The following is a 21758-nucleotide window of genomic DNA, read 5'->3' as shown; positions in this document are numbered from 1 at the left end:
AGTAAATCTTAAATATTATTTGGACGACGCATATAGATCGATCTAATTTATTTTTATCTAAACGCCTACATCACCTCCTAAAAGGCTATCTTGCTTGTCCATGTTTATAGATTATTTATACTAACTTCTCTTGAACCTTTGGCTTGGCATGAAGTTCTGAGCAAGGACCTGCTTGCAGCATATAGCTTCCACCGTCATGACCAATTACTTGCTTCACCCCTTTTGCTACTTCGATAAGCTTGTCAAGGTCAATACCTGTTTGAATTCCCATTTCACTTAATCCATGAACCAGATCCTCTGTAGCTATATTTCCTGTGGCACCTGGGGCGTAAGGACATCCTCCCAAACCGATAATGGAACTATCAAAATGAATAATACCCTGCTGAAGAGCAGCCACTACATTAGAAAATGCCATTCCTCTCGTATTGTGCAAATGCATGGAGAAAATGATGTCGGGATAATTTTGTTTAAGAAATCCTAGCATACGATACACTTGCTGAGGATTTGCCATCCCCGTTGTATCCGCTAAAGAAATTTCTTCAACTCCCATCATTTCGTATCGTTCTACAATAGAAGAAATGCGCTCAATAGCAACTTTTCCTTCATAAGGACAGCCAAAAGCTACCGAAATTGAACCACCCACTTTAACGTTGTGCTTTTCCGCTAATTCGATAATAGGATAAAAACCTTTTTGAGCTTCTTCTACAGAACAATTTGCATTAGATAAGCTGTGAGAATCTGTAGCTGAAAGCATAAGTTTTAATTTTTTTACTCCGGCATTAATGGCTCGTTGTGCACCTTTTACATTCGGAACCAAAGCCCGAAATTTGATGTTTGTTAAATCCTGAACTCCTGCTACAACCTGCTCGGCATCCTTTAACTGGGGAATTGCTCTCGGGTGTACAAAAGACGTAATTTCCATTGATTGAATGCCTGTTTTGGCGAGTTGACGGATAATAGATATTTTTTCTTCTGTAGGAATCCACTCATTTTCAGCTTGAAACCCATCCCTTGGAGCTACTTCACAGATTATGACTTTTTCCGGGAATTCTATTTTTTGAATAGTATTCATTAAATAACCCCCTTTTCTTTCAACGCCGCTAATTCTTCACTTGATAACCCTAGTTTTCCCCCTAGAATTTCTTCATTGTGTTCTCCTAATTCAGGCGCACGATGACGAATGGCTCCCGGTGTATGAGAAAACTTTGGTACTACTCCCGGAATCTTGATTTTCCCTAAGCGGGGGTGTTCTACTTCCACAATGTTTTCTCGTTCCCTATACTGAGGATCATTAAATATATCTTCAATGCTGTAGATAGGACTAACTGGCACACCAAATGAATCTAACTTTTTCTGTAACTCGTCTTGAGTGAAGCACTTAATCCAGCTCGACACGATTTCCTGAACTTCATGATCATGCTTTAGACGTTCTACATTTGTATAGTATCGTGGGTCCTGTAACATATCTTTTCTTTCCATTGCTTCTGCAAGACGATCAAAGGTAGAGTCTGTACTGCACACTAATACAACAAATTTTCCATCTTTTGTTTCATATGTGCCTGCAGGGCTTGAATGACCTGCAAGTCCAGGACTTCTCTCTCTTACTTTGCCGTTTTGATCATATTCAGCGATCAAAAATTCCATCATTCGAAAAATAGATTCATATAATCCCATTTCCACTACTTGACCTTCCGGCTGCTCGTGTACATCTCTATGATAGATAGCGCTTACACAAGCAAACGCAGTATATATGCCAGTTACATAATCTAGTAGAGAGTAAGAAGGACTGACTGGCGGACGATCTGAATAACCCTGCAAATAAGTATGGCCACTAAATGCTGTGCCTGGTGTACCGAACCCAGCTTTTTCTCGATAAGGACCTGTTTGTCCATAACCTGATACGCGCACCATTACTAGCTTAGAATTAACTTTTTTAAGCTCTTCATATCCTAAGTTCCACTTTTCCAGTGTACCCGGGCGAAAATTTTCAATTAAAACATCTACTTGACTAATTAGCTTTTTGAAAATCTCTGCTCCTTCCTCAGACCGAATGTCCAATGTAACAGACTTTTTATTGCGAGCTAGTCCCGGCCATCTTAAGGGCTCATTCCCTTTCCAAGGCCCTACGGTCCGAAGCGTATCTCCTTTTCCCGGAAGCTCAATTTTGGTTACTTCCGCTCCTAAGTCTGCTAGTAAAGTAGCTCCAAAGGGCGCGGCAATCATAGTAGAGATATCTAGTATTTGAACTCCTGTTAAAGGTCCGTAATTTTTGGTTAACACATTGAATCCCCTCCGTTAATAACTGTTTGCATGCTTAATTAAGATAGTTGATTAGTATAGTTTCTTTGATATGCTAAAAATGAATATTAATAGTAAAAATATTCTGTTTTTTACTTTTACAAGGTTAACTCCTTTTTCTCTAGCAGGGTAGATTCTTTGCTTTCAATTGGCTCTAGATCTGTTAATAAGAACGTATAGCTTAAAATTCCAATAATTAAAAAAGCAGCTGCTAAAAGGAAAGCATACATGAATGAACCCGTGGCCTGAACAATAAACCCCGTCGTAATAGGTGCAACAATAGCCATCGAGTTATTCCCAAATGTTAAAAGTCCAGTTAATGTTCCCACCGTGCCTTTTGGTGCAATAAATGTAGGAATACTGTAGGCAACAGCAGATGTAACAACAAGACCTCCAAGTGCTGTTGAAATCCAAAATACAGCTACGTTCGCACTGTGAGTAAACGCTGCGCCAATAATTGATAAACCAAATACCATACCTATTACTAGAAAAAATTTGCTGACACGCGTCCGGTCATACCCTTTGTTAATAAGACGATCAACAAGCCAGCCCCCAATTATCACTTCAGTAATAGTACCTACAATCCAAGGTATAGCGGAGTACCAGCCTGATTTTAAGATAGACATATTCATTTCTGTTGCTAAATATCCCGGAAGCCAAGTCAAGAACAAAAACCATGAATAGCCATATGCCGCAAACCCGATGAATACAGCCCAGACTTTTCTTTTAGTTAGCAAATATCTAATGTTCTCCATTGCACTGCCTTTAGCTTCTTCTGAACTTTGAGAGCCGCCTTGAACAATGTAGTCATATTCTTCTTTTGTCAAACGCTCATCTTCATGAGGTTCACGGTACCAGATCCAATAGACAACAGCATATACAAAACTAAGAATAGCAGTTGCTAAGAAACCACCGCGCCAGCCCCACTCTGTGACAATTAGTGCTAATATAGGCGCCCCAATGGCGTTGGAAAGTTTGGACTGAGAATCGTAAGCTGCGATAGCTTTCCCACGCTCCTGACGAGGAACCCAATGGCTAACTGCTTTAGCAGCAGATGGAAAGAATGGCGCTTCCCCAATTCCTAACAGCACCCGAGATAAAATAATTAACCCCCATCCATTTGCTACTGCAGTTAAAAGACAAGCTACTGTCCATATTACGGTCGCTACACGCGTTACCCATTTTACGCCTATTTTATCTAGCAAAGGCCCTATAGGAAGCTGAAGTAAAGCGTAAGACCACGCAAATGCTGATAGGAAAATTCCCATCTGACCTGCTGTTAAGTTAAATTCTTTTTGTAACAATGGCATAGCAATGGACATATTGATTCGATCAAAATAGTTTACAACTACACCAACCGCAATCAAGAATACAATCGACCAACGATGTTTTTTCATTCTTTTCCCTCACTCATAAGATTTTAAGTATGCGCTTTCATTTCTAAGGAATGTTTCTTTGCTCAGATCTAATTTATAATTACTTGCTTAAATAGAGCCAGTCTGAACTAAAGTTGAAAGATTGCAACGCTGAAAACCTAATCCTCTAGCTATTTAATTGTTCTCGTATCCTTTTGCAAAAACATTTTATTAGTGGAATTAAAAAGATTAATAGAAAATTTTAATTAGAACGATCTAATTTTAGTGGAAATCTCTTCACATATTGCGGAACGATGATATATATTTTATGGTCTACTCAAATATCCGAACATGATAATCAACGCTTGCTTTCTAATTTCTCATTCTAGCACCTGCCTTTCTTTGCTGAGAGTGTTCTTTGTGTACAGACTAATATCCAATCAATTCAAACTTGAGTTTTAGTATACTGAATTACATTTGCCTACGCAATATATTTTTTAAATTTTTAGAAAATTTGAATATATACTTTTTAAATATAATAAATTTAAAAATAGCCATATTAATTTTACAATTATTAAAAAAATAGAACATACAGACATTTCATTCGTACAACTTTCTAGCAAAGTTAAAGAATATGCGTTTTAATATTGTAAGCTAGGTTCAAACATTTGTTGTTTAATATATTCAACAGGCATCTCTTTTCCTGTCCACAATTCAAACGCCATGGCTCCTTGCCAGATCATCATTCCTATTCCATTAATTGTTTGACATCCAACTGATTCGGCTTGTTCTAACAGTTTTGATCTCATAGGCATATACACGACATCTGTTACAATTAAATCCGGACGTAGCATGGATATATCTTCAATAATGCTGAATTCTTCTAACGGTTTCATTCCCACTCCTGTTCCGTTGGTTAAAATATCGCTCGTTCTAATTTCTTCTCTTAGCCTGTCTGTATTCTCAAGAGAATACAGCTTCGCTATACACGAAACATGTTTCATTTCTTCATTAATAATTTTCACATTTTCTACAGCTTTTGAATAAAACTCATCATGACGAGCAAAGATTGTTAATTCTTCAAGCCCTTCTAAGGCTGCTTGAATAGCAATAGGCGTAGCTGCTCCACCCGAACCGATCAACGTCATTTTTTTCCCCTTGATATCGACACCGTGCTCTTTTAAATTTCGAATGTAGCCCATACCGTCTGTGCTATGCCCAGTCAATATGCCATTATCGTTTACGACTGTATTTACAGCTCCTGAAAATCTTGCGCTGTCTGCTAATTCATCGAGAAATGGGAGAATTTTTGTCTTATTTGGCATTGATACATTAAAGCCTCTAGCATTTAATGCTCTCAGCCCTTTAATGGCATCTTCTAATGAGGCATTTCCTACCTCAAAAGCTAAATAAGCATAATTCAATCCCAATTTTTTAAAGGCCATATTATGCATAGATGGTGATAATGAATGTCCGATTGGAGTTGCTAAAAGGCCAATGAGCTGAGTTTTACCGTTAATGCGCCCTACGCTTTTCATGATTTTACCTCCTGTTTTATTAAAATTCCAGATGTAACTGTGGAACCCAAGCTGTACTTTTTAAGGCTTATTTTAAGCTGCGATCAAGACTAGTTTACGTTTACATAACACTTAGTATTAGATCGATCTAATTTTTATTTAACAAAACCTCGAAAAGCTACATTTATGACCAAAAATGTTGTGCTTACATATAGAAAGAAAAGGGAAACCGCTTACAAATTTGCTATTTTAATAAAATACGTTTCACACGTACTACACTTCTTACCTCCCTCCAAAAGGTATCACTTCTCGAAATTACTAGAAAAGAAACAAAACTTTTACCTACCTATACTTAGCTTTTTTATAAAACAACTGCAGTAAGCACTGAGTGAACCAAAACAATTCTTAGCCACCTTATGTATCATAGTATCACATTTTTTCGAAAGGAAAAATGTTTTTTTGTAATTTTTCAGAAAAATGTTTTTATTTAGTTTATTTATCTATATCAAAAATAAAGCTATACTTATGGTTATAGCTTTATTTTTGATCGTGTCTTTCTTTTCTCCTTCTCAACCACCAGCCTGCACCAACCATTACTCCGACTATAAGAATAACAAATATTAAACGATCAACATCATGCAAATATTTTTGGATCTTTTCAATATCTCCAAGTCCTCCTACATAAAGCAAAAAAACAAACCAAGGAAAAATGCCTATAGTACTGTATACAACAAAGTCCCTGGATTTAATTTTACTAAGACCTGCTAAATAGGTTATATAGTTTGCGATACTGATGGGCCGAGAAATCGTAATACTCCATTTTCCATACTTGTGAAACCACTTTTGGGCACGCTTTATATTTTTTTCACCAAACCAGCGCTTGGTAATAGATTCAAACCTGTATCCCATCACGAACGGAACATAGTTGAATGCAATATAAATAACGGTATTGACAGCTGAAACCATAAGGATTTTCCATATTGAAAGCTGCAGCACCGAGCCAATGAGCAAGATAGATAACGTACACGGAAAAGGAATTGCTGCAGCTTCTATTGCTGTAGCAATAAAGATGCCCACTATACCCAAGTTTTGTACAAAATCAATAAACCCTTGCACCTTTTTTCTCCTTTCAATCATACAAATTTCACGTTCTTTCATCATAACTCAAACTATTCAAAATTTCACGATTTCAAACCAATTTTACTAGTAAAAAAAGCTCATGTGCACTGGTTTGCTATATTTGATTATCTTCTATCATATGCAGTTCATCAGTGAAGTAGCGCAAAAAAAGAAAATAGCAGAAAAAAACTCTTTTATTAGATGCAATAAAAGAGTTTTTTTCTGCTATTATTTAATTTTAGCAATAATTGCAAATACCAGGAATTGAATATACGGTCATTGAAGAAGAAGAATTTGTCTTAACTGTCCCTCCTTCTTTTGAAATAAAAGCTAGTAAAGACATAGAAGATGTTTTATACAATCAGCGGTGGATTAGCTATGGTCTTGAACTTCCTATTATCAGGAGGTTTTGGCGGCAGCATTTTAAAAAACAACCTGAAATTCAGCCTCATCATGTGATTCCAAATCTTCAAACGGTGTTAAAAGCCATTCAGCATCACATGGGAATCAGCCTGCTTCCTCGCTATTTAGTTCAAGAAGCGCTTCAAGAAAGAAAAGTGAAAATTGAACATTTAGCAGTAAAAAATCAAATCTACCTTGCCTATAAACTTAAGCACCGAGATCATCCCATCATTCAAAAAACGATACGTTCCTTAAAAAAAGAAGCCTCTGCAAACTAATCTGCGGAGGTTTCTTTTTTTGACATTTGTTGAGCTGAATCCACTCCTACTAAATCTAAAAAGAAAATAAAAATAGGAATACCAAGAATTAGCCCCCATACGCCCAAGAAGTGTTCACCAAACACTAAAATGATAAACGTAATGAACGTTGGCAAGTTTGTTTTAGATGACATGAGTTTTGGATTTAATACATAGCTTTCAAGTGCGTGAAGTACTACCACCATAATTAACACAGATAGCACTTTCACACCGCCTCCTAAACTGTAAGCGATTGTACAAAGTGGAATAAGTGAAACAAATACCCCAAGAACCGGAACTAGCCCTAGTAAAAAGATCATAACACCTAGGGCTAGCAGGTTAGGAAAACCTAACACCCACAGCGCAATAACGGATAAAATGCTGTTTACAAAAGCGATAATAAACTGCACTTCTATTACCTTACCGAAGGAATTAACAAATTTCCTCCCCAAATAGCCCGCTTCTTTGAAAAACCAGCCCAGTCTAGATTGTTCCAATTGGACAAATAATCGGTGAATTCGCGACTTTTCAAGCAAAAAGAATAGGCTTAACAATAGTGCTAAGAAAACTTGTGCACTTACTTTTCCAATATTAGATAAATAGCTGTATACTAGATCAATATTCTGCTGAATATTTTCTGGTGATTTAAATCTCTTTAGATTATCGATAATATAGGTGACGAATGTATTATCAGGCGGGTGCTTATAAAAATACATTAGCTTCTGTACAAGCTCGGTAATTTGCGTCATGATAACAGGAATATATACATACCCAACAATACCGAGGGCCCCAATTAGTGTGATATAAATGACGATGAGTATAAGCGTTGAGTTAAGGGGAAGCTTTCTTCTTAACGTTTGTTGAAGACGACCAATTAAAAAGGTAAAAATAAACGTAAATAACAGCAGCTGAAGCATACTTCTAATGCTGATGAGTAAAACTGTAATGATAATGAGCGTAATAATGCGAACAGTAAGTTTGTTGTGAAGCCAACTTCTTGCAATATTCATGAAACCTTCGATTCTCCTATCTCTCTTTTTCACAAGTCATTTGTGTAAATATAAATAAAACGGATACGCTAGACGCTCATATCCGCTTTCGCTATATATAGTGTATCATTTCATCTTCAAATTTTACTATATTTCCGCGCTTTTTAGTATGTCTTTATTTTCTTTTCGCTATTCTTTTTCGTTTTTCCACATATTATGATAAATTAGCTTGTCTAAATCCCTTCTTTTTTCCCAGTTAGCTTGTTCTAAGATTGGTTTCTCAGGGTAATTATCTGTATAGCCAATTGAGATGAGCGCTACAGGATCAATATGAGGGGGAATATGTAAAATGTCCCGTACATCATTTTTCTTATAAAAGCTCACCCACCCCATTGCCAGTCCTTCTGCATATGAAGCAAGCCACATATTTTGAATCGCACATGCAGTTGACATCATATCGGTTTCTGGAATTGAGTTTCTTCCGAGAACATGAGAGCCTCCTCTTGTTGGGTCACACGTTACACAAATAGTTAAGGGTGCTTCTTTTAATCCCTGAATCTTCAGCTCTAAAAAATCTTCTTTTTTTTCACCTTCATAATGAATAGCTAGTGCTCTTCTTTCTTTATCTGCTGCCCAAGCAAGTTTATTTTTCACGTCCGTATCAGATACTAATATAAAATTCCAAGGCTGCATAAACCCAACAGAAGGACCGCTGTGGGCAGCCTGTAAGATATTATAAACTGTTTCATTAGGAATCTCATCAGACAAAAATGTTCGTACATCTCTTCTTCCGTAAATCGCTTTATATACCGCTTGCTTTTCGTCATTTGTAAACGAGTGCATCTTTTTCAACCTCCATTAAACTCTCTTTTTAATTATTTTTCTAAAAAAATAGTTAAAAATGTGATTCAAGCTTTACGTTTTCTCATATTACTATATGAATCTATCATAAAGGAGGTTGCAAACATGTTCAACGACGTTTTAATGAACTTATTTAACGCAGTACCATCAACACAATGGGATAAAAAAAGCACAAAGGAAAGGGTAACTGCCATTACCACCATCTTTATGCTTCACTAGTTCAAAATCATATATTTTGCAATAAAAAGAGCTCTTTAATCAGGAGTTCTTTTTATCTATCCTAATATGTTCCTTGTCATTTCAACAGATCCATTTATATGTTGCAAGCATACACATAGGTTTGCAGCTCATAGTGCAGTTCTTTCAAGTCATCAGCTGCTTGAGTCAATAACTTCTTTCGCTGAGCTGTATACACATCTAGGATAGCTCTTTCTACCTTTACCTTTTCTTCGTATAAAATATCTAACTTATCTTCATTTCCTTCAAGGGAAATAGGCTTTAACATAGCAAATTGATAAATGGGTTGTCCATAATCCAATTTTGTTAAGATAGACCCTACTAATACATCCTGCGAGCATTCATATACGAAGTTTAATAGCGTGCTTAATTCTTCTAGACGAGAAATGTCCAGCTCTGCATCTTCATTAATCACAGCCCCTATATATTGAAAACACTCTTTTTCTAACTCATTATAAATAGTTGTGATGCGGTGCAACACTTCATTCAACTTCATAAAGTTCCCCCTTTACACACGCTTCTTGATACAACCATATGACAAAACTTGGTGTTTTATACTAACGAAAAAGCGAGGAATATAAACCTCGCTTTTTCTCTTTATCGATACATACTAGCAATGTCTTCAATAAACATAAGCGGTTCTTCTTCTGTTAATTGTTCAATTGGAGAATAATCCTCTCCGCCAAAACTTTGATCTATATCTTCAATAAACGACGATGCTTCTTTCAAATCTTCAAGATTAGCCGGTACTTCATATTTCTGTAGTTCTGTACGGTGCACAACAGATAAAATGTGGCGTGGAAATTGCTGTTTCGTTTTTCCAAAACAATATACCGGTTTATGTTTCAGACAGCGTTCTACTTCTTCTTGCCGGTTGTAAATGCTTCCATGATCACCCCAAGCTACCACAACCAGTTCAGCATCTTCTACTGCTTTTTGAATATATTCACCTGTTCTTGTTCCAACAGCTTCTTCTTTTGAAAGCATGCGTAAAAACGAAACATGATCGGTTTGATAGCTGAATAAATAAACGATTTCTAAGACTCCAAATCCCCACTTTTGCGCTAGTTCTATGCATTTGGATACAGCTGTATCATCGCTGTATTCATACGTATTTTCTGGAAATGACAAGATAAACGTAAGTTTACGTTCGTTTACTTCACTCCATTTGCATAATAGAGAGTACTTGTATGTGCCTGTTTCATCAAAAATAACTTCTTTTTTCACTGCTTCCATCCCCCTGCCTTCTTACAATCTTGTTACTTATCTATTGCAAATGAGCTAAGCAGTAATCGTAACCTTGACTGTTAAAAGTTTTATTTTATATGTATTTCAAAATCATGTCTTCATGACAACTTTTCTTCCATTTTTTCAAAAAGCATTTTTTTCTTCTATACATGCTTTTTACAGCTAGTGAACATTCACATATAGACCCTTCATCTTTTCAAGTCACCAGTCAAAATAGATAAAATTAAAAGAATGGTCTATAATAAAAAAAGATCGAATGACTTTTTTGCTCATGTTTTTGATAGTTACGGATTTTTCCTCAGCAGGTATGTTCAAAACTTATCCTCTGAGAAAATAGAAGATAAATTTGTGTAAAGAAAGGATTTTGTAAATGGCTACTACACACACATTTACAAGAGGAGAAGAAATTGCAAATGCGATTACACACGGCATTGGAGCCGTACTTAGTATTGTTGGATTAACACTTTTAATCGTACTTTCTTCCTTAGAAGGAACGCCTTGGCATGTTATCAGTTTTACTATTTACGGAGTAACCATGCTGCTTCTCTACGTCTCCTCTACGCTTGTCCATAGCTTTCCGGAAGGGAAGGCAAAAGATCTTTTTGAGATATTCGACCACTCTTCTATTTATTTGTTTATTGCCGGTACGTATACTCCATTTTTATTTATCGCAGTAAAAGGAACTATCGGCTGGACACTTTTTGGAATCGTATGGGGCATCGCTCTTGCAGGAATTGTATTCAAAGCTTTTTTTGTAAAAAAATTCCTTTTTATCTCTACTATTCTTTACGTATTTATGGGATGGATGATTGTGTTCGCGTGGGATTCGTTAACTCAAAACATTGCCCATCAAGGAATTGTCCTTCTCGTAGTTGGCGGTGTGTTGTATACAATCGGAGCTGTTTTTTACGTATGGCGAGGCTTTCGTTTTCATCATATGATTTGGCATATTTTCGTCCTTGGAGGAACCGTACTACACTTTTTAGCGATCATTTTGTATGTTTTGCCTATAACCAATTAAAAAAGGGCCTTCTGGCCCTTTTTTAATTGGTTATAGAATTTACTTACCACAGTTTTGAAATTTGAGTAACAAGCGTATAAACCCCCAGCACAGCCATAATAACGACCACAAAACCGCCAAAAACGGTAAGCCAAGTCGGATGCTTGTAATCGCCTACTATTTTCTTTTTATACGCTGCTATAAGCATTGTTCCGAGCGTAATCGGCAAAATTAAACCATTCAATGCTCCAGCTAAAATAAGCAGAGTGACCGGCTGACCAATCGTTAAGAAAATCAAAGTTGAAATCGTAATAAATACGATAATAATCCAGTTTTCATACCTCTCAATCCTTTTGCTGAAGGATTTAATAAACGATACCGATGTATACGCAGACCCAATAACTGAAGTGATAGCCGCTGCTGCCATGACGATACCGAATAATTTATAGCCAATATCCCCTGCAGCTAATTGAAAAACAGAGGCAGGTGGATTATCAGGGTTTAGCTTTAACCCTTGACTCAATACACCTAATGTCGCTAAAAACAAAAAAATCCGAATGATAGAAGCAATCGTAATGCCCGATACTGCTCCTCTTGTTACTTCAGGAATCGCGGCTTTTCCTTTGATTCCTGCATCTAATAACCGATGGCCTCCTGCAAATGTAATATATCCCCCTACCGTTCCTCCTACGAGAGTAACAATCGCCATTACGTCAATTTTATCTGGCCAAAATGTTTTAGATACCGCTTCTCCTACTGGCGGAGCGGAAGAAACAGCAACATACACCATTAAAATAATTAATATTCCACCCATTAATTGAGCAAAACGATCCATTAATTTTCCGGCTTCTTTAACTAAAAAGATTGCGATAGAAATGATAGCTGTAATGACTGCACCTGCTTTAGGAGAAATATCAAATAGCACATTGAAGCCAAGACCCGCGCCTCCTACGTTTCCAATATTAAATGCTAAGCCTCCGATTACAATTAGAATAGCAATAAATAAGCCGAGACCTGGCAAAACACTGTTAGCGATATCCTGTGCTCTTTTTTCTGAAACGGCAATAATACGCCATACGTTTAGCTGAACGCCAATGTCTAATAAAATCGACAGTAAAATAACAAAACCAAAACTTGCGGCGAGAGCTTGTGTAAAGACCGTTGTTTGAGTTAAAAAACCTGGCCCCACTGCTGAAGTAGCCATTAAAAATGCAGCTCCGAGCAGCACGCTCCAGTTGCGTTCTTTTTTCACGATGTCACCTCATTGTGGTTGAATAATGATTTGTTCTTCTTTATCATTTCCTAATCTATAGTTCCCAAAACTCTCCCCTAAGTCACAGTTCAAATCAACGGTAGCCATCTTCTTCCCCCTTATATTTTCATTCGAAGTGCTCTTTTAATATGATTTATCTTCTTTTCCTGCTCCATATATAAATGCTGCGCTTCATCCAGTGAAACTAGTTGAAAAGAAACCTTTTTCCCTGGAGAAACTTGCGCTAACGCCGAAAAATCGGCAGTTGCTACCTGCCCGATTCTAGGATATCCTCCTGTCGTTTGATGATCTGCTAATAAAACAATGGGCTGTCCTTCTTTTGGTACTTGAATTGTACCGAACGTCACAGCGCTAGAGATCAGCTCTTTTTCTTCACCAAGGACTAGCTTCTTCCCTTTTAGCCTATAGCCCATTCGGTCAGATTGCGGTGTAACGTCAAATTCTTGCTGAAAGAAATATTGTTGACTTTCTTTCGTAAACCAATCAAATTCCGCACCTTTCATCGCGCGCATAATAGGTGTCTCGTATGAAGGAAGAAGTTTAGGATGAATCGTCCAAAAAGCCTGCTGAAAAGAGCGGTCTGTTTGCTTTTTCACCAGTTTCTTTATAATTGCTTCCCCTATTTCTGTAGGAGGGTGGCTTAATACTTCGTCTCCTGACTGTAATGCTTTACCGTGCAACCCGCCTATGCGAGCGCGCAGTGAAGTAGATGTACTTCCCATAACTGCAGGAATATTAAAAGCACCGGAAACCGATAAGTACGAACGGCATCCTAAAGTTGGAACGCCAAACTGTAGCACGCTCCCTTTTTTCACATATAGAGGCCGCCACATCTTTACGGCTTCATCATTAACAGTTGGTGATAAATCCCCTCCGGTCAGTGCAATCAAAGTATCTTGCTGAAATTCAATTTTGGGTCCCATTAACGTAATTTCAATAACCGGCTGATTTTCTTGATTTCCTACTAATAAGTTGGCAATCCTTAAAGCAACTTTATCCATTGCCCCGCTGACAATCATACCGTCCTTTTGATACCCATGTCTGCCGATGTCTTGAATCGTCGTTAGTAAACCAGGACGTATTACTTTAATACTCATCTTCATCCACCTCCTTTTGTGCTTCATATTCTGTTTCAGAAATGGAAACAAAACGGATACGATCACCTGCTTGAAGCAAGCTTGGCGAATCTTTTTTAGGGTTAAATAGCGCCAGAGGAGTACGCCCGATTAACTGCCACCCTCCAGGAGTCTCAATTGGATACACGCCGGTTTGCATTCCTGCGATGCCAACTGACCCTTTTGGGATGCTGTTTCTCGGTGATTCTTTTCTCGGGGTCGCAATTTCTTCGCTCATCCCCCCCAAGTAAGGAAAACCAGGTGCAAAGCCTATCATATACACCAAATATTCTCCGTTTGTATGAATGCGGATAACTTCTTCAGGCGTCAATGAATGAAAAGCAGCTACTTTCTCTAAGTCGGGACCGTACTTGCCTCCGTAGCACACTGGAATTTCAATTTGTCTAGCGACCGCTTCAGATTGTTCTTCCTGATGGAGAAGCATTTTTTCAATATATGTAGATATTGCTTTGTAAGGATTTCTTCTTCCTTTTTCACCCATTATCCAAGGATCGTAATAGATTGTAACTGTTGTAAAAGCTGGTACATATTCAATCATTCCCTTACATAATGATTGCTCTAGCACCTGAGTAAATTGCTGAATACGCTTATGTATGTCAAAATTAATTTCATCTCCAAATGAAACAACAATGCCGCTATCACCAAGAGGATAAAGTCGGTAATCATTACTCATTCCATCTCCTCCTTTGTACTTAGTATTGTTTGAGCTGCTTCCTTTAATGCTGTAGATAAATACGTTCATTAGAATTACCAGTGGCATCATTTTTATTGAATAACATTTTCTTATATACCTAATAAAAAAAGAACACTACATCTATTTCCTATATGGATAACATTATACAAATATAAAATAATCTTATATTTTCCTAAAACAAACTCCAAAGAAAAATTCAACCTTTTTAGAATTTCATCATCAAAAGGTTGATGTTTTTTCAATTTTTCCAAATAAAAAAACTGCTTCGTTTCCTGTACCAAAGCAGTTTTTTGTGTAAGTATCTATTAAAAGGAAAAACTCATGAGCAGTGGAACCTTATATACCTCTGCGAGCAAAATCCACAAAACGGAATTTATCAAGACGATGACGTGATTCAGTATATTGAAAAAGGCTTGCATCTTCTAGATATACATAGTTTCTTACTACCACAATATGTTCATAGTCTTTCAAATCTAAGTAACACTTATCTTCTTCCGTCAGCTCGTCAACGGATATTTCTTTTTTTGCAAAGCTAATTTTCAGTCCAAGATCTTTTTCTAAGTATTCATAAATAGAGCCTTCGCATATGTCTTTTGTAAGGTGAGGAACATACTTTTTATAAAAAAAATCTTTATCTAAAATAATTTTTTCTCCATCGATTTCACGTGCTCGAACTACTTTCCATATGAGATCTTTTTTCGTTGCCCCAAGCTGTGTGCACAGATCTTGATCAGCCTTGATTAACTCAAACTCTTTTACAATAGTAGTCGATGTATGTCCTAGCTTTTCTGCCACTTCTTTGAAGCTAACAAGTCCTGATACTGGAAAATCAAAGCGTGATACGTCTAATACAAAAGAGCCTTTTCCTTTCATTTTTTGAATATATCCATTTTGTGAAAGTAAATTTAACGCTTTCCGTATCGTTTCACGAGAAGTTTGATAATGTTCAACAAGCTCATTTTCAGAAGGAAGTTTTGTATTAGGGCGCCATTCACCACGTTTAATTTTATCGACTAACTGTTCGTAAATACTGATAAATTTATTTTCTTTCAATTGCCATCACCTATTTTGCTTTCTATATATACCCAATTGTATAAAAAGAACGATAGATTGTCACCCATCGTCCTTTTTACTTTTTTCTCTATTTTTTTAAATGATACACGATTGATTCATAAGGACGAAGTAAGACTCTCTGGAATTCCTTTGATGAATCTTCGTAGTTAGACAGCAATATTTCACTATGATATCCTTCAAAAGTTATATCTTCTGGCAGTTCAAAGGTCGTTTCACTGCCGTAGAAATTGTTTATCACCAACAGCTTTTCATCTGCTCCATTTCGGATATAAGCAAAAATCTTCTTGTCTTCTCCAAGAATCAATTCATAGTTTCCGTAGGTGATAATGTCGTACTGCTTGCGTAAGGCAATAAGCTTTTGATAAAAATAAAAAGTCGAATCTTCGTTATCTAACGCTTTTTCTACATTAATTTCACGGTAGTTATCGGCCGGGTTAATCCATGGCTTTCCTTTTGTAAAGCCTGCGTTCGGCTCATCGTTCCATTGCACCGGTGTACGGGAGTTATCTCTTGATTTATGTTTTAAAATCTCCAAAATTTCACTTTCATCCATTCCTTGTGCACGTTTTATTTCATACACATTTAATGACTCCACATCTCTATATTCATCAATAGAGGAAAACTTCGGATTTGTCATACCTATTTCTTCGCCTTGATAGATGTAAGGTGTTCCCTGCATCAGATGAATCGTTGCAGCGAGCATTTTGGCAGATTTATTATGATAGAGTTCGTCGTTTCCATAACGGGAAACAACGCGAGGCTGATCATGGTTGCACCAAAATAGTGCATTCCATCCCCCTCCTTTATTCATCTCCGTTTGCCAAGTTGATAGAATCTCTTTTAACTTAATAAAATCAAAATCTGCTAGCGCCCACTTTTCTCCATTCGGGTAATCGACTTTCAAATGATGAAAATTAAACGTCATGCTAAGCTCGCGTCGGTCCGGATGAGAGTACTGAATACAGTGGTCAACAGTTGTGGATGACATTTCTCCAACGGTCATACTATCATATTTTGAAAAAACTTCTTGATTCATTTCCCGCATATATTCGTGCACGCGAGGACCGTCGGTGTAGAATTTTCGGCCATCTCCTGGCTCAACAGAACCATCATCATCTAAGAAGCGCTGATCTTTTGAAATTAAGTTAATGACGTCTAGACGAAATCCATCTACACCTTTTTCAAGCCAAAATGTCATCATATCATACACGCTGCGGCGCACATGCTCATTTTCCCAATTCAAATCCGCTTGCGTAACATCAAACAAATGCAGATACGATTGTTCTGTCAGTTTATCATGTTCCCACGCCGAGCCTCCAAATTTTGAAACCCAATTCGTCGGAGCACTCCCATCTTCTTTTTGATCTCTCCAGATATAAAAATCTCTGTACGGGTTATCTTTCGATTTTTTAGCTTCTTGAAACCATTCATGTTCAGTTGATGTATGATTCACAACAATATCCATGATGATTTTAAGCTCCCGCTTATGCGCTTCTGTTACTAAGCGATCGAAGTCCTCCATTGTTCCGTACTCTTCTTGAATTGCAAAATAATTACTTATATCATATCCGTTATCTCGCTGAGGCGATTTATAAATTGGCGTTAGCCACACGACATCTACACCGAGATTTTTTAAATAATCTAGCTTTTCAATAATACCAGCTATATCACCAACGCCGTTTCCAGTCGTATCATAAAAGCTTTTGGGATAAATTTGATAGACCACAGATTTTTTCCACCAAGGTTCTTGCATTTTTAACACCACCATTTAATTCTTAGAATTATGTTGAAGCGAGTCTGTACCCGTAACCGTTGATGTAACGGTTGATTTTTTCTGAAGCTTTCCAAGCGTTAACGTTAAAAGAAATGGCACAACGATTACAATTACCATTCCAATAATAAAAGGCGACCAGCTCTCTGGAACAATTGATAATGGAGCTGGGATACCACCAATTCCTACCGATGCCGCTTTCACTCCCGCTACGGATATGACGACACCCGCAATAGCTGAACCAATCACTGCAGAAATAAAAGCAAATCTAAAGCGCAAATTCACACCAAACATTGCAGGTTCCGTAATGCCAAGCCAAGCCGAAACCCCTGACGTTAAGGACAATCCTTTTAATTTCTCATCGTCTTTTGAAAGAACCATTATCGCAAAAGCCGCAGAGCCTTGTGCAATATTAGATAATGCTACCATTGGCCATAAGAAAGTACTTCCCACACTTCCAATCAGCTGTAAATCTACCGCCAAAAATGTATGGTGCATACCCGTAATAACAAGCGGAGCATATAAGCCTCCGTACACAAGCCCTCCAATAAATGGAGCCGTTTTAAATAACCATACAACTGCATCTGTAATGACATTTCCTATTGCAAATGTAATCGGACCAATTACAATAAAAGCGAGAAACCCTGTCACTAAAAGAGCTACAGGCGCTACAATTAAAAGTTGAAAACCATCTGGTATTCGTTTTCGTAAGAATAATTCGATTTTTGCCAGTACAAATGAAGCGGCTAACACAGGTAAAACCTGCCCTTGATAGCCGACTTTCTCAACGTGCAGGCCAAATAAATTCCACGTATCGATACTTCCTTTTTTTAATGCCTCTCCATAAGACCAGGCATTTAACAAGTCAGGGTGTACAAGCATGAGCCCAAGGACAATTCCAAATAAAGGACTTCCTCCAAAACGAGTAACAGCTGACCATCCAATGAGAGCTGGCAAAAAGGCAAAAGCCGTATTGGCAATTAAATTAATCATACCCGCGAAGTCTTTCCACTGTGTATGAACATCTACAATCGATTTATCGTCGTAAAAAATTCCCGCTCCTGTTAATACATTATTGATTCCCATTAATAAACCTGCTGTTACGATTGCCGGTAAAATGGGAATAAAGATATCAGCTAATGTTTTTATTGCGCGCTGCAGCGGGTTTAAGTTTTTAGCTGCCTCATTTTTCACTTCTTCTTTTGATAGCTCGCCTATCCCTGTAAGCGTCACCATTTCTTTATATACTTTATCAACCGTGCCTTGACCAATAACAACTTGAAACTGGCCGTTTGTAGAAAAAGATCCTTTTACTAACTCATGCTCGTCTAGCATACTTTGATTAACTTTATCTTCATCTTTTAAAACGAGTCGAAGACGCGTCACACAATGCGTAGCAGCAGAGATATTTTCTTTTCCTCCAACAGCTTCTACAATGCGTTCAACAGATTCTCGATTCATGTCTTTTCCCCCTTGTTTCCGTTTTCATTTTACTCCTGTATTTCCTATCCCCTATATAAATCTCACTATCAGAAACTTGTATATACAAGTTTTACATCTTTATTCTAACCTGTATATACAGGTTCGTCAACAAAAATAAAATTACTTCTTTTTCATTTCATGATATAGTCAAAAAGCAAAGTGTATGGAAGGAGACGTTACAATGCTGCAAGTAAGATTAATGGGAAAACAAGAAGAAATTAATAAAGCGATCAAACAATTTGAACAGAACTACCATATAGAACATCAGTCAAAAGAATATATGCGAAGCGCTAATCCGAAGTATGAACGTAAAAAAGATATTCGCGTGTATCTTTCAATGCATTTAAAGGATAAATAAAAAGAACAAGAGCATGCATGCTCTTGTTCTTTTTATTTTATATCGAAACAATTTGATGGGAATGATATTTTTCAGGATCCGTAACTTTTTTTGTTAACTGAATTATTTTTCGCAATTCATCAATTGGAACCTGCCCAGGAGCTGAACTTCTTTTTCCTACTGCAAAAGTAACAGAAGAGCCATAGATCCACCCTACGATTCGGCTAATAGCTCCTACCCCTCCCATTGACATGGTAATGAGAGGAATGCTGAGCTCCTTTTCAGCCTCCCTTGTAGCTTCTAATAAAGTTAAAACATCTTGATTGCTCTGGGGCATAACAGCTGCTTTTGCTGCATCTGCTCCATAAAATTCAGCTAGAAATAGCCTTTTAAAAATTTCTGCCTTAGGAGGAGTAAAAGAAAAATTATGATAAGAAAGCACAAGTTTCTTTTTATTTTCCTTGGAAACTTTGCGCAAATAGCGGATATGCTCTGGCTGATTTGATACTTCAAAATCAATAATTGCTACGTACGGGTGTTTACATACCTCTGCAAGTATGGCTACCACTTCCTTTTCTGACAAGGAAATAGGCTGCCCCCTTCTTTTTGAGAACGTATAGTAAGCAAAATAGGAGTGCTCTCACTATTTTCATATATATCTTTAGCTGCAGAAAGGATGCTGTTTATATCTTGAATTTCTTCGTAAAAATCCAAGCGCCATTCAATTATGTCCGGCTTTTTTAATAGAATATCTGCTAGCTCTGTTAAAAGCTCTTTGTGATTTTCACTTACTAAAGGCGTACAAATATATGGAGAATCAGTTCCTTCTCCTCTTTCTAACATGCGAACAGCTCCTCTTTATTAAAGTTAAATGTTTCCGTTTTCATTTCAGGATTTGTTTAATACGTTTTACACAGATACATGGTGTACTTTCTTATCTGGCGAATAAATATCCATGATGTTCCAATGACCTGATGTTGGTACTGGATTGTTTAACATCGCTACATCAATTACAACTGGTTTATTAGAAGCAATAGCTCTTTGCAGTGCCGGTTTGAACTCTTCGGCTGATTGAATTTTTATACCTTCTACTCCATAAGCTTTAGCGATACTTGCAAAATCAGGGGAATATACCTCTCCATCTTTTTTAAATAGTGTGCCTAGAGTGGTTCCGAAATGTGCTTTTTGCAATCCAGCGATCGTACCAAACGCAAAGTTATTCATGATGATCCAAACAACAGGAATATTCTCTTCGGCTGCCGTCGCAAGCACAGCTGGATTTTGGCCGAACCCTCCGTCTCCTACTAGAGAAACAACTACTTTATCAGGCTGAGCTACCTTTGCCCCTAAAGCTGCCGGCGCTCCAAATCCCATTGTGGCAAAACCTCCTGGAGTTAATATACTTCCAGCTTCATAGATTGGAAACTGCTGTCCTACCCCATTCTTATTCCAGCCTACATCAGTAGTAATATAGGCATCTTTTGGAAGTACTTCACGAACCTCATTTAAGATTCGCTGCGGCTGCATTGGGAATGAATTGTCATGAATATACTCTTCATTACTAGCTTTAAACTCTTCACGATAAGAAGCAATCTCTTTTATTAATGTTTCGTTTTTTACCCCTTCCGGAATAAGCTGTTTAGCCACACGATTTAAGACTTTAAGGGCTTGTTTTAAATCAGCCACTACACCAATTTCAGCAGGATAATTACGCCCTATCTCACTAGGGTCAATATCAATATGGATCAATTTTGTTTGTGAAAAATCAAACGTATATTCTGGCTCCCATGAGCTAGAATCTGCTTCTGCAAACCGTGTTCCTAATGCTAAAATATAATCCGCAGTGCGACACTTCTCATTAATAAACTTTGTACCCCAAAACCCTGTCATCCCTAGAGTCAAATCATGATCATCTGGAAGTGCTCCTTTTCCCATTAAGGAGTGGGCTACCGGAATGTTTAAGTGATCCACAAGCTCTTTTAATTCGCTTGCTGCATCTGCTAATATGATACCTCCGCCTACATATAACACTGGATTTTTGGCATTGATTAATTTTTGCATAATACTTTTTGCCGTTTCATCATCAATAGAAGGTTTTTGCAAAGATTTCGTTTGACGATGCAATCGATCAAATAAAGAAACGTCGATCTTTTTTGAGAAGATGTCCATAGGTACGGATACTAATACAGGTCCAGGATTTCCACTTTCCGCTAGTAAAAATGCTTTCTCTAATATTTCCGGAAATAAATCTGGACGGTCAACTCTCCATGCACGCTTAACAAATGGACGATAAATTTCATATTGCGAAGCGTCAGCATGTAAGTTTACCTCTTGATGAGGATGCTTTCCATAGTAATGAGTGGGAACATCACCAGCGATGACAACCATTGGAATGGAATCTAACGCTGCATTAGCTACTCCTGTGGCAGCATTTGTTAAACCAGGACCTAAGTGACTTAATACTACTGCTGCTTTTTTTGTCACACGCGCATAGCCATCAGCTGCATGCGCTGCAATTTGTTCATGACGAACGTTGATAAATTTAATCTTGCTTTCTTCTAAAGCTGTTAGTACAGCTATATTGGTATGACCGCACAAACCAAAAATATGCTCGATTCCTCGCTCCTCAAGATACTTTACTAATTGATGTGATATTAATTTTTCCATTG

The 21758-nt window shown here is 37.4% G+C and carries 20 protein-coding genes and 1 pseudogene; 3 read left to right on the top strand and 18 right to left on the bottom strand.

Going from position 1 to position 21758, the window contains the following annotated elements; all coding sequences use genetic code 11:
* Positions 1 to 115: 115 nt before the first annotated feature.
* From ACLHDF_RS16145 to ACLHDF_RS16125, 5 genes are all read right to left on the bottom strand, one after another.
* Complete coding sequence (locus ACLHDF_RS16145; RefSeq protein WP_413919736.1) at positions 116 to 1072, bottom strand: hydroxymethylglutaryl-CoA lyase; 957 nt, start codon at positions 1070 to 1072, stop codon at positions 116 to 118.
* A complete protein-coding gene (locus ACLHDF_RS16140) occupies positions 1072 to 2280 on the bottom strand; it encodes a CaiB/BaiF CoA transferase family protein (protein WP_413919735.1) in 1209 nt (402 codons plus the stop codon). Before ACLHDF_RS16140 ends, ACLHDF_RS16145 begins: the two co-directional genes overlap by 1 nt.
* Positions 2281 to 2396: 116 nt before the next feature.
* Positions 2397 to 3695, bottom strand: a complete 1299-nt coding sequence (locus ACLHDF_RS16135) for an MFS transporter (protein ID WP_413919734.1) — start codon at positions 3693 to 3695, stop codon at positions 2397 to 2399.
* Positions 3696 to 4294: 599 nt separating this feature from the next.
* The gene (locus ACLHDF_RS16130) at positions 4295 to 5191 is read right to left on the bottom strand and encodes a shikimate dehydrogenase (protein ID WP_413919733.1); all 897 of its coding nucleotides are present in this window, start codon (positions 5189 to 5191) and stop codon (positions 4295 to 4297) included.
* Between the two features lie 516 nt (positions 5192 to 5707).
* Positions 5708 to 6286 (bottom strand): DedA family protein, encoded by a 579-nt coding sequence (locus ACLHDF_RS16125; RefSeq protein ID WP_413919732.1) that lies wholly within the window; start codon positions 6284 to 6286, stop codon positions 5708 to 5710.
* 251 nt (positions 6287 to 6537) lie between these two features.
* Here ACLHDF_RS16125 and ACLHDF_RS16120 point away from each other — a divergent pair, with 251 nt between their 5' ends.
* Complete coding sequence (locus ACLHDF_RS16120) at positions 6538 to 6969, top strand: substrate-binding domain-containing protein (RefSeq protein ID WP_413919731.1); 432 nt, start codon at positions 6538 to 6540, stop codon at positions 6967 to 6969.
* Here the strand turns inward: ACLHDF_RS16120 and ACLHDF_RS16115 are convergent.
* The 4 genes from ACLHDF_RS16115 to ACLHDF_RS16100 form a co-directional block, all read right to left on the bottom strand.
* Entirely contained in the window at positions 6966 to 7997 is a 1032-nt protein-coding gene (locus ACLHDF_RS16115; RefSeq protein WP_413919730.1) for an AI-2E family transporter, read from the bottom strand. The two genes, ACLHDF_RS16120 and ACLHDF_RS16115, sit on opposite strands and share 4 nt — an antisense overlap.
* Before the next feature lie 168 nt (positions 7998 to 8165).
* Entirely contained in the window at positions 8166 to 8819 is a 654-nt protein-coding gene (gene bluB / locus ACLHDF_RS16110; RefSeq protein ID WP_413919729.1) for a 5,6-dimethylbenzimidazole synthase, read from the bottom strand.
* Positions 8820 to 9150: 331 nt separating this feature from the next.
* Positions 9151 to 9570 carry a hypothetical protein gene (locus tag ACLHDF_RS16105; protein WP_413919728.1) on the bottom strand — a complete coding sequence of 140 codons (420 nt, stop codon included), beginning with the start codon at positions 9568 to 9570 and terminating at the stop codon, positions 9151 to 9153.
* A gap of 101 nt (positions 9571 to 9671) precedes the next feature.
* A complete protein-coding gene (locus ACLHDF_RS16100; protein WP_413919727.1) occupies positions 9672 to 10310 on the bottom strand; it encodes a DUF1643 domain-containing protein in 639 nt (212 codons plus the stop codon).
* A gap of 382 nt (positions 10311 to 10692) precedes the next feature.
* Here ACLHDF_RS16100 and trhA point away from each other — a divergent pair, with 382 nt between their 5' ends.
* On the top strand, positions 10693 to 11343 hold the full coding sequence (gene trhA, locus ACLHDF_RS16095) for a PAQR family membrane homeostasis protein TrhA (protein ID WP_413919726.1): 651 nt from the start codon (positions 10693 to 10695) through the stop codon (positions 11341 to 11343).
* Between the two features lie 43 nt (positions 11344 to 11386).
* On the opposite strand, the gene ACLHDF_RS16090 is transcribed toward trhA, so the two are convergent.
* From ACLHDF_RS16090 to treP, 7 genes are all read right to left on the bottom strand, one after another.
* Positions 11387 to 12574, bottom strand: a complete 1188-nt coding sequence (locus ACLHDF_RS16090; RefSeq protein ID WP_413919725.1) for an NRAMP family divalent metal transporter — start codon at positions 12572 to 12574, stop codon at positions 11387 to 11389.
* A 9-nt stretch (positions 12575 to 12583) separates the two neighbouring features.
* On the bottom strand, positions 12584 to 12682 hold the full coding sequence (locus ACLHDF_RS16085; RefSeq protein ID WP_413919724.1) for a LamB/YcsF family protein: 99 nt from the start codon (positions 12680 to 12682) through the stop codon (positions 12584 to 12586).
* Between the two features lie 11 nt (positions 12683 to 12693).
* Positions 12694 to 13692, bottom strand: coding sequence for a biotin-dependent carboxyltransferase family protein (locus tag ACLHDF_RS16080; protein WP_413919723.1), 999 nt, complete (start codon positions 13690 to 13692; stop codon positions 12694 to 12696).
* Positions 13682 to 14404, bottom strand: coding sequence for a 5-oxoprolinase subunit PxpB (gene pxpB, locus ACLHDF_RS16075; RefSeq protein WP_413919722.1), 723 nt, complete (start codon positions 14402 to 14404; stop codon positions 13682 to 13684). Before pxpB ends, ACLHDF_RS16080 begins: the two co-directional genes overlap by 11 nt.
* 357 nt (positions 14405 to 14761) lie before the next feature.
* Positions 14762 to 15478, bottom strand: a complete 717-nt coding sequence (gene treR / locus ACLHDF_RS16070; protein WP_413919721.1) for a trehalose operon repressor — start codon at positions 15476 to 15478, stop codon at positions 14762 to 14764.
* Positions 15479 to 15566: 88 nt separating this feature from the next.
* The gene (treC, locus tag ACLHDF_RS16065; RefSeq protein ID WP_413919720.1) at positions 15567 to 17252 is read right to left on the bottom strand and encodes an alpha,alpha-phosphotrehalase; all 1686 of its coding nucleotides are present in this window, start codon (positions 17250 to 17252) and stop codon (positions 15567 to 15569) included.
* A gap of 15 nt (positions 17253 to 17267) precedes the next feature.
* Positions 17268 to 18731 (bottom strand): PTS system trehalose-specific EIIBC component, encoded by a 1464-nt coding sequence (treP, locus tag ACLHDF_RS16060; protein WP_413919719.1) that lies wholly within the window; start codon positions 18729 to 18731, stop codon positions 17268 to 17270.
* Positions 18732 to 18933: 202 nt separating this feature from the next.
* Here treP and ACLHDF_RS16055 point away from each other — a divergent pair, with 202 nt between their 5' ends.
* A complete protein-coding gene (locus ACLHDF_RS16055) occupies positions 18934 to 19110 on the top strand; it encodes a YvzF family protein (RefSeq protein ID WP_413919718.1) in 177 nt (58 codons plus the stop codon).
* A 37-nt stretch (positions 19111 to 19147) separates the two neighbouring features.
* Here the strand turns inward: ACLHDF_RS16055 and aroD are convergent.
* Positions 19148 to 19932, bottom strand: a pseudogene (aroD, locus tag ACLHDF_RS16050) (type I 3-dehydroquinate dehydratase).
* A gap of 66 nt (positions 19933 to 19998) precedes the next feature.
* The gene (locus ACLHDF_RS16045) at positions 19999 to 21756 is read right to left on the bottom strand and encodes a thiamine pyrophosphate-binding protein (protein WP_413919717.1); all 1758 of its coding nucleotides are present in this window, start codon (positions 21754 to 21756) and stop codon (positions 19999 to 20001) included.
* Between the last annotated feature and the right edge of the window lie 2 nt (positions 21757 to 21758).

It is taken from the genome of Priestia megaterium (genome assembly GCF_046599315.1).
GTDB lineage: Bacteria > Bacillota > Bacilli > Bacillales > Bacillaceae_H > Priestia > Priestia megaterium_F.
This window is presented reverse-complemented; position numbering and strand designations above follow the sequence as displayed.

What these genes read in the sequence shown, in the direction of transcription:
- ACLHDF_RS16145 (WP_413919736.1), bottom strand. Translation starts at nt 1,072, where the DNA reads ATGAATACTATTCAAAAAATAGAATTCCCGGAAAAAGTCATAATCTGT.
- ACLHDF_RS16135 (WP_413919734.1), bottom strand. Translation starts at nt 3,695, where the DNA reads ATGAAAAAACATCGTTGGTCGATTGTATTCTTGATTGCGGTTGGTGTA.
- ACLHDF_RS16130 (WP_413919733.1), bottom strand. Translation starts at nt 5,191, where the DNA reads ATGAAAAGCGTAGGGCGCATTAACGGTAAAACTCAGCTCATTGGCCTT.
- ACLHDF_RS16115 (WP_413919730.1), bottom strand. Translation starts at nt 7,997, where the DNA reads ATGAATATTGCAAGAAGTTGGCTTCACAACAAACTTACTGTTCGCATT.
- bluB (WP_413919729.1), bottom strand. Translation starts at nt 8,819, where the DNA reads ATGCACTCGTTTACAAATGACGAAAAGCAAGCGGTATATAAAGCGATT.
- ACLHDF_RS16105 (WP_413919728.1), bottom strand. Translation starts at nt 9,570, where the DNA reads ATGAAGTTGAATGAAGTGTTGCACCGCATCACAACTATTTATAATGAG.
- ACLHDF_RS16100 (WP_413919727.1), bottom strand. Translation starts at nt 10,310, where the DNA reads ATGGAAGCAGTGAAAAAAGAAGTTATTTTTGATGAAACAGGCACATAC.
- trhA (WP_413919726.1), top strand. Translation starts at nt 10,693, where the DNA reads ATGGCTACTACACACACATTTACAAGAGGAGAAGAAATTGCAAATGCG.
- ACLHDF_RS16085 (WP_413919724.1), bottom strand. Translation starts at nt 12,682, where the DNA reads ATGGCTACCGTTGATTTGAACTGTGACTTAGGGGAGAGTTTTGGGAAC.
- ACLHDF_RS16080 (WP_413919723.1), bottom strand. Translation starts at nt 13,692, where the DNA reads ATGAGTATTAAAGTAATACGTCCTGGTTTACTAACGACGATTCAAGAC.
- pxpB (WP_413919722.1), bottom strand. Translation starts at nt 14,404, where the DNA reads ATGAGTAATGATTACCGACTTTATCCTCTTGGTGATAGCGGCATTGTT.
- treC (WP_413919720.1), bottom strand. Translation starts at nt 17,252, where the DNA reads ATGCAAGAACCTTGGTGGAAAAAATCTGTGGTCTATCAAATTTATCCC.
- treP (WP_413919719.1), bottom strand. Translation starts at nt 18,731, where the DNA reads ATGAATCGAGAATCTGTTGAACGCATTGTAGAAGCTGTTGGAGGAAAA.
- ACLHDF_RS16055 (WP_413919718.1), top strand. Translation starts at nt 18,934, where the DNA reads ATGCTGCAAGTAAGATTAATGGGAAAACAAGAAGAAATTAATAAAGCG.
- ACLHDF_RS16045 (WP_413919717.1), bottom strand. Translation starts at nt 21,756, where the DNA reads ATGGAAAAATTAATATCACATCAATTAGTAAAGTATCTTGAGGAGCGA.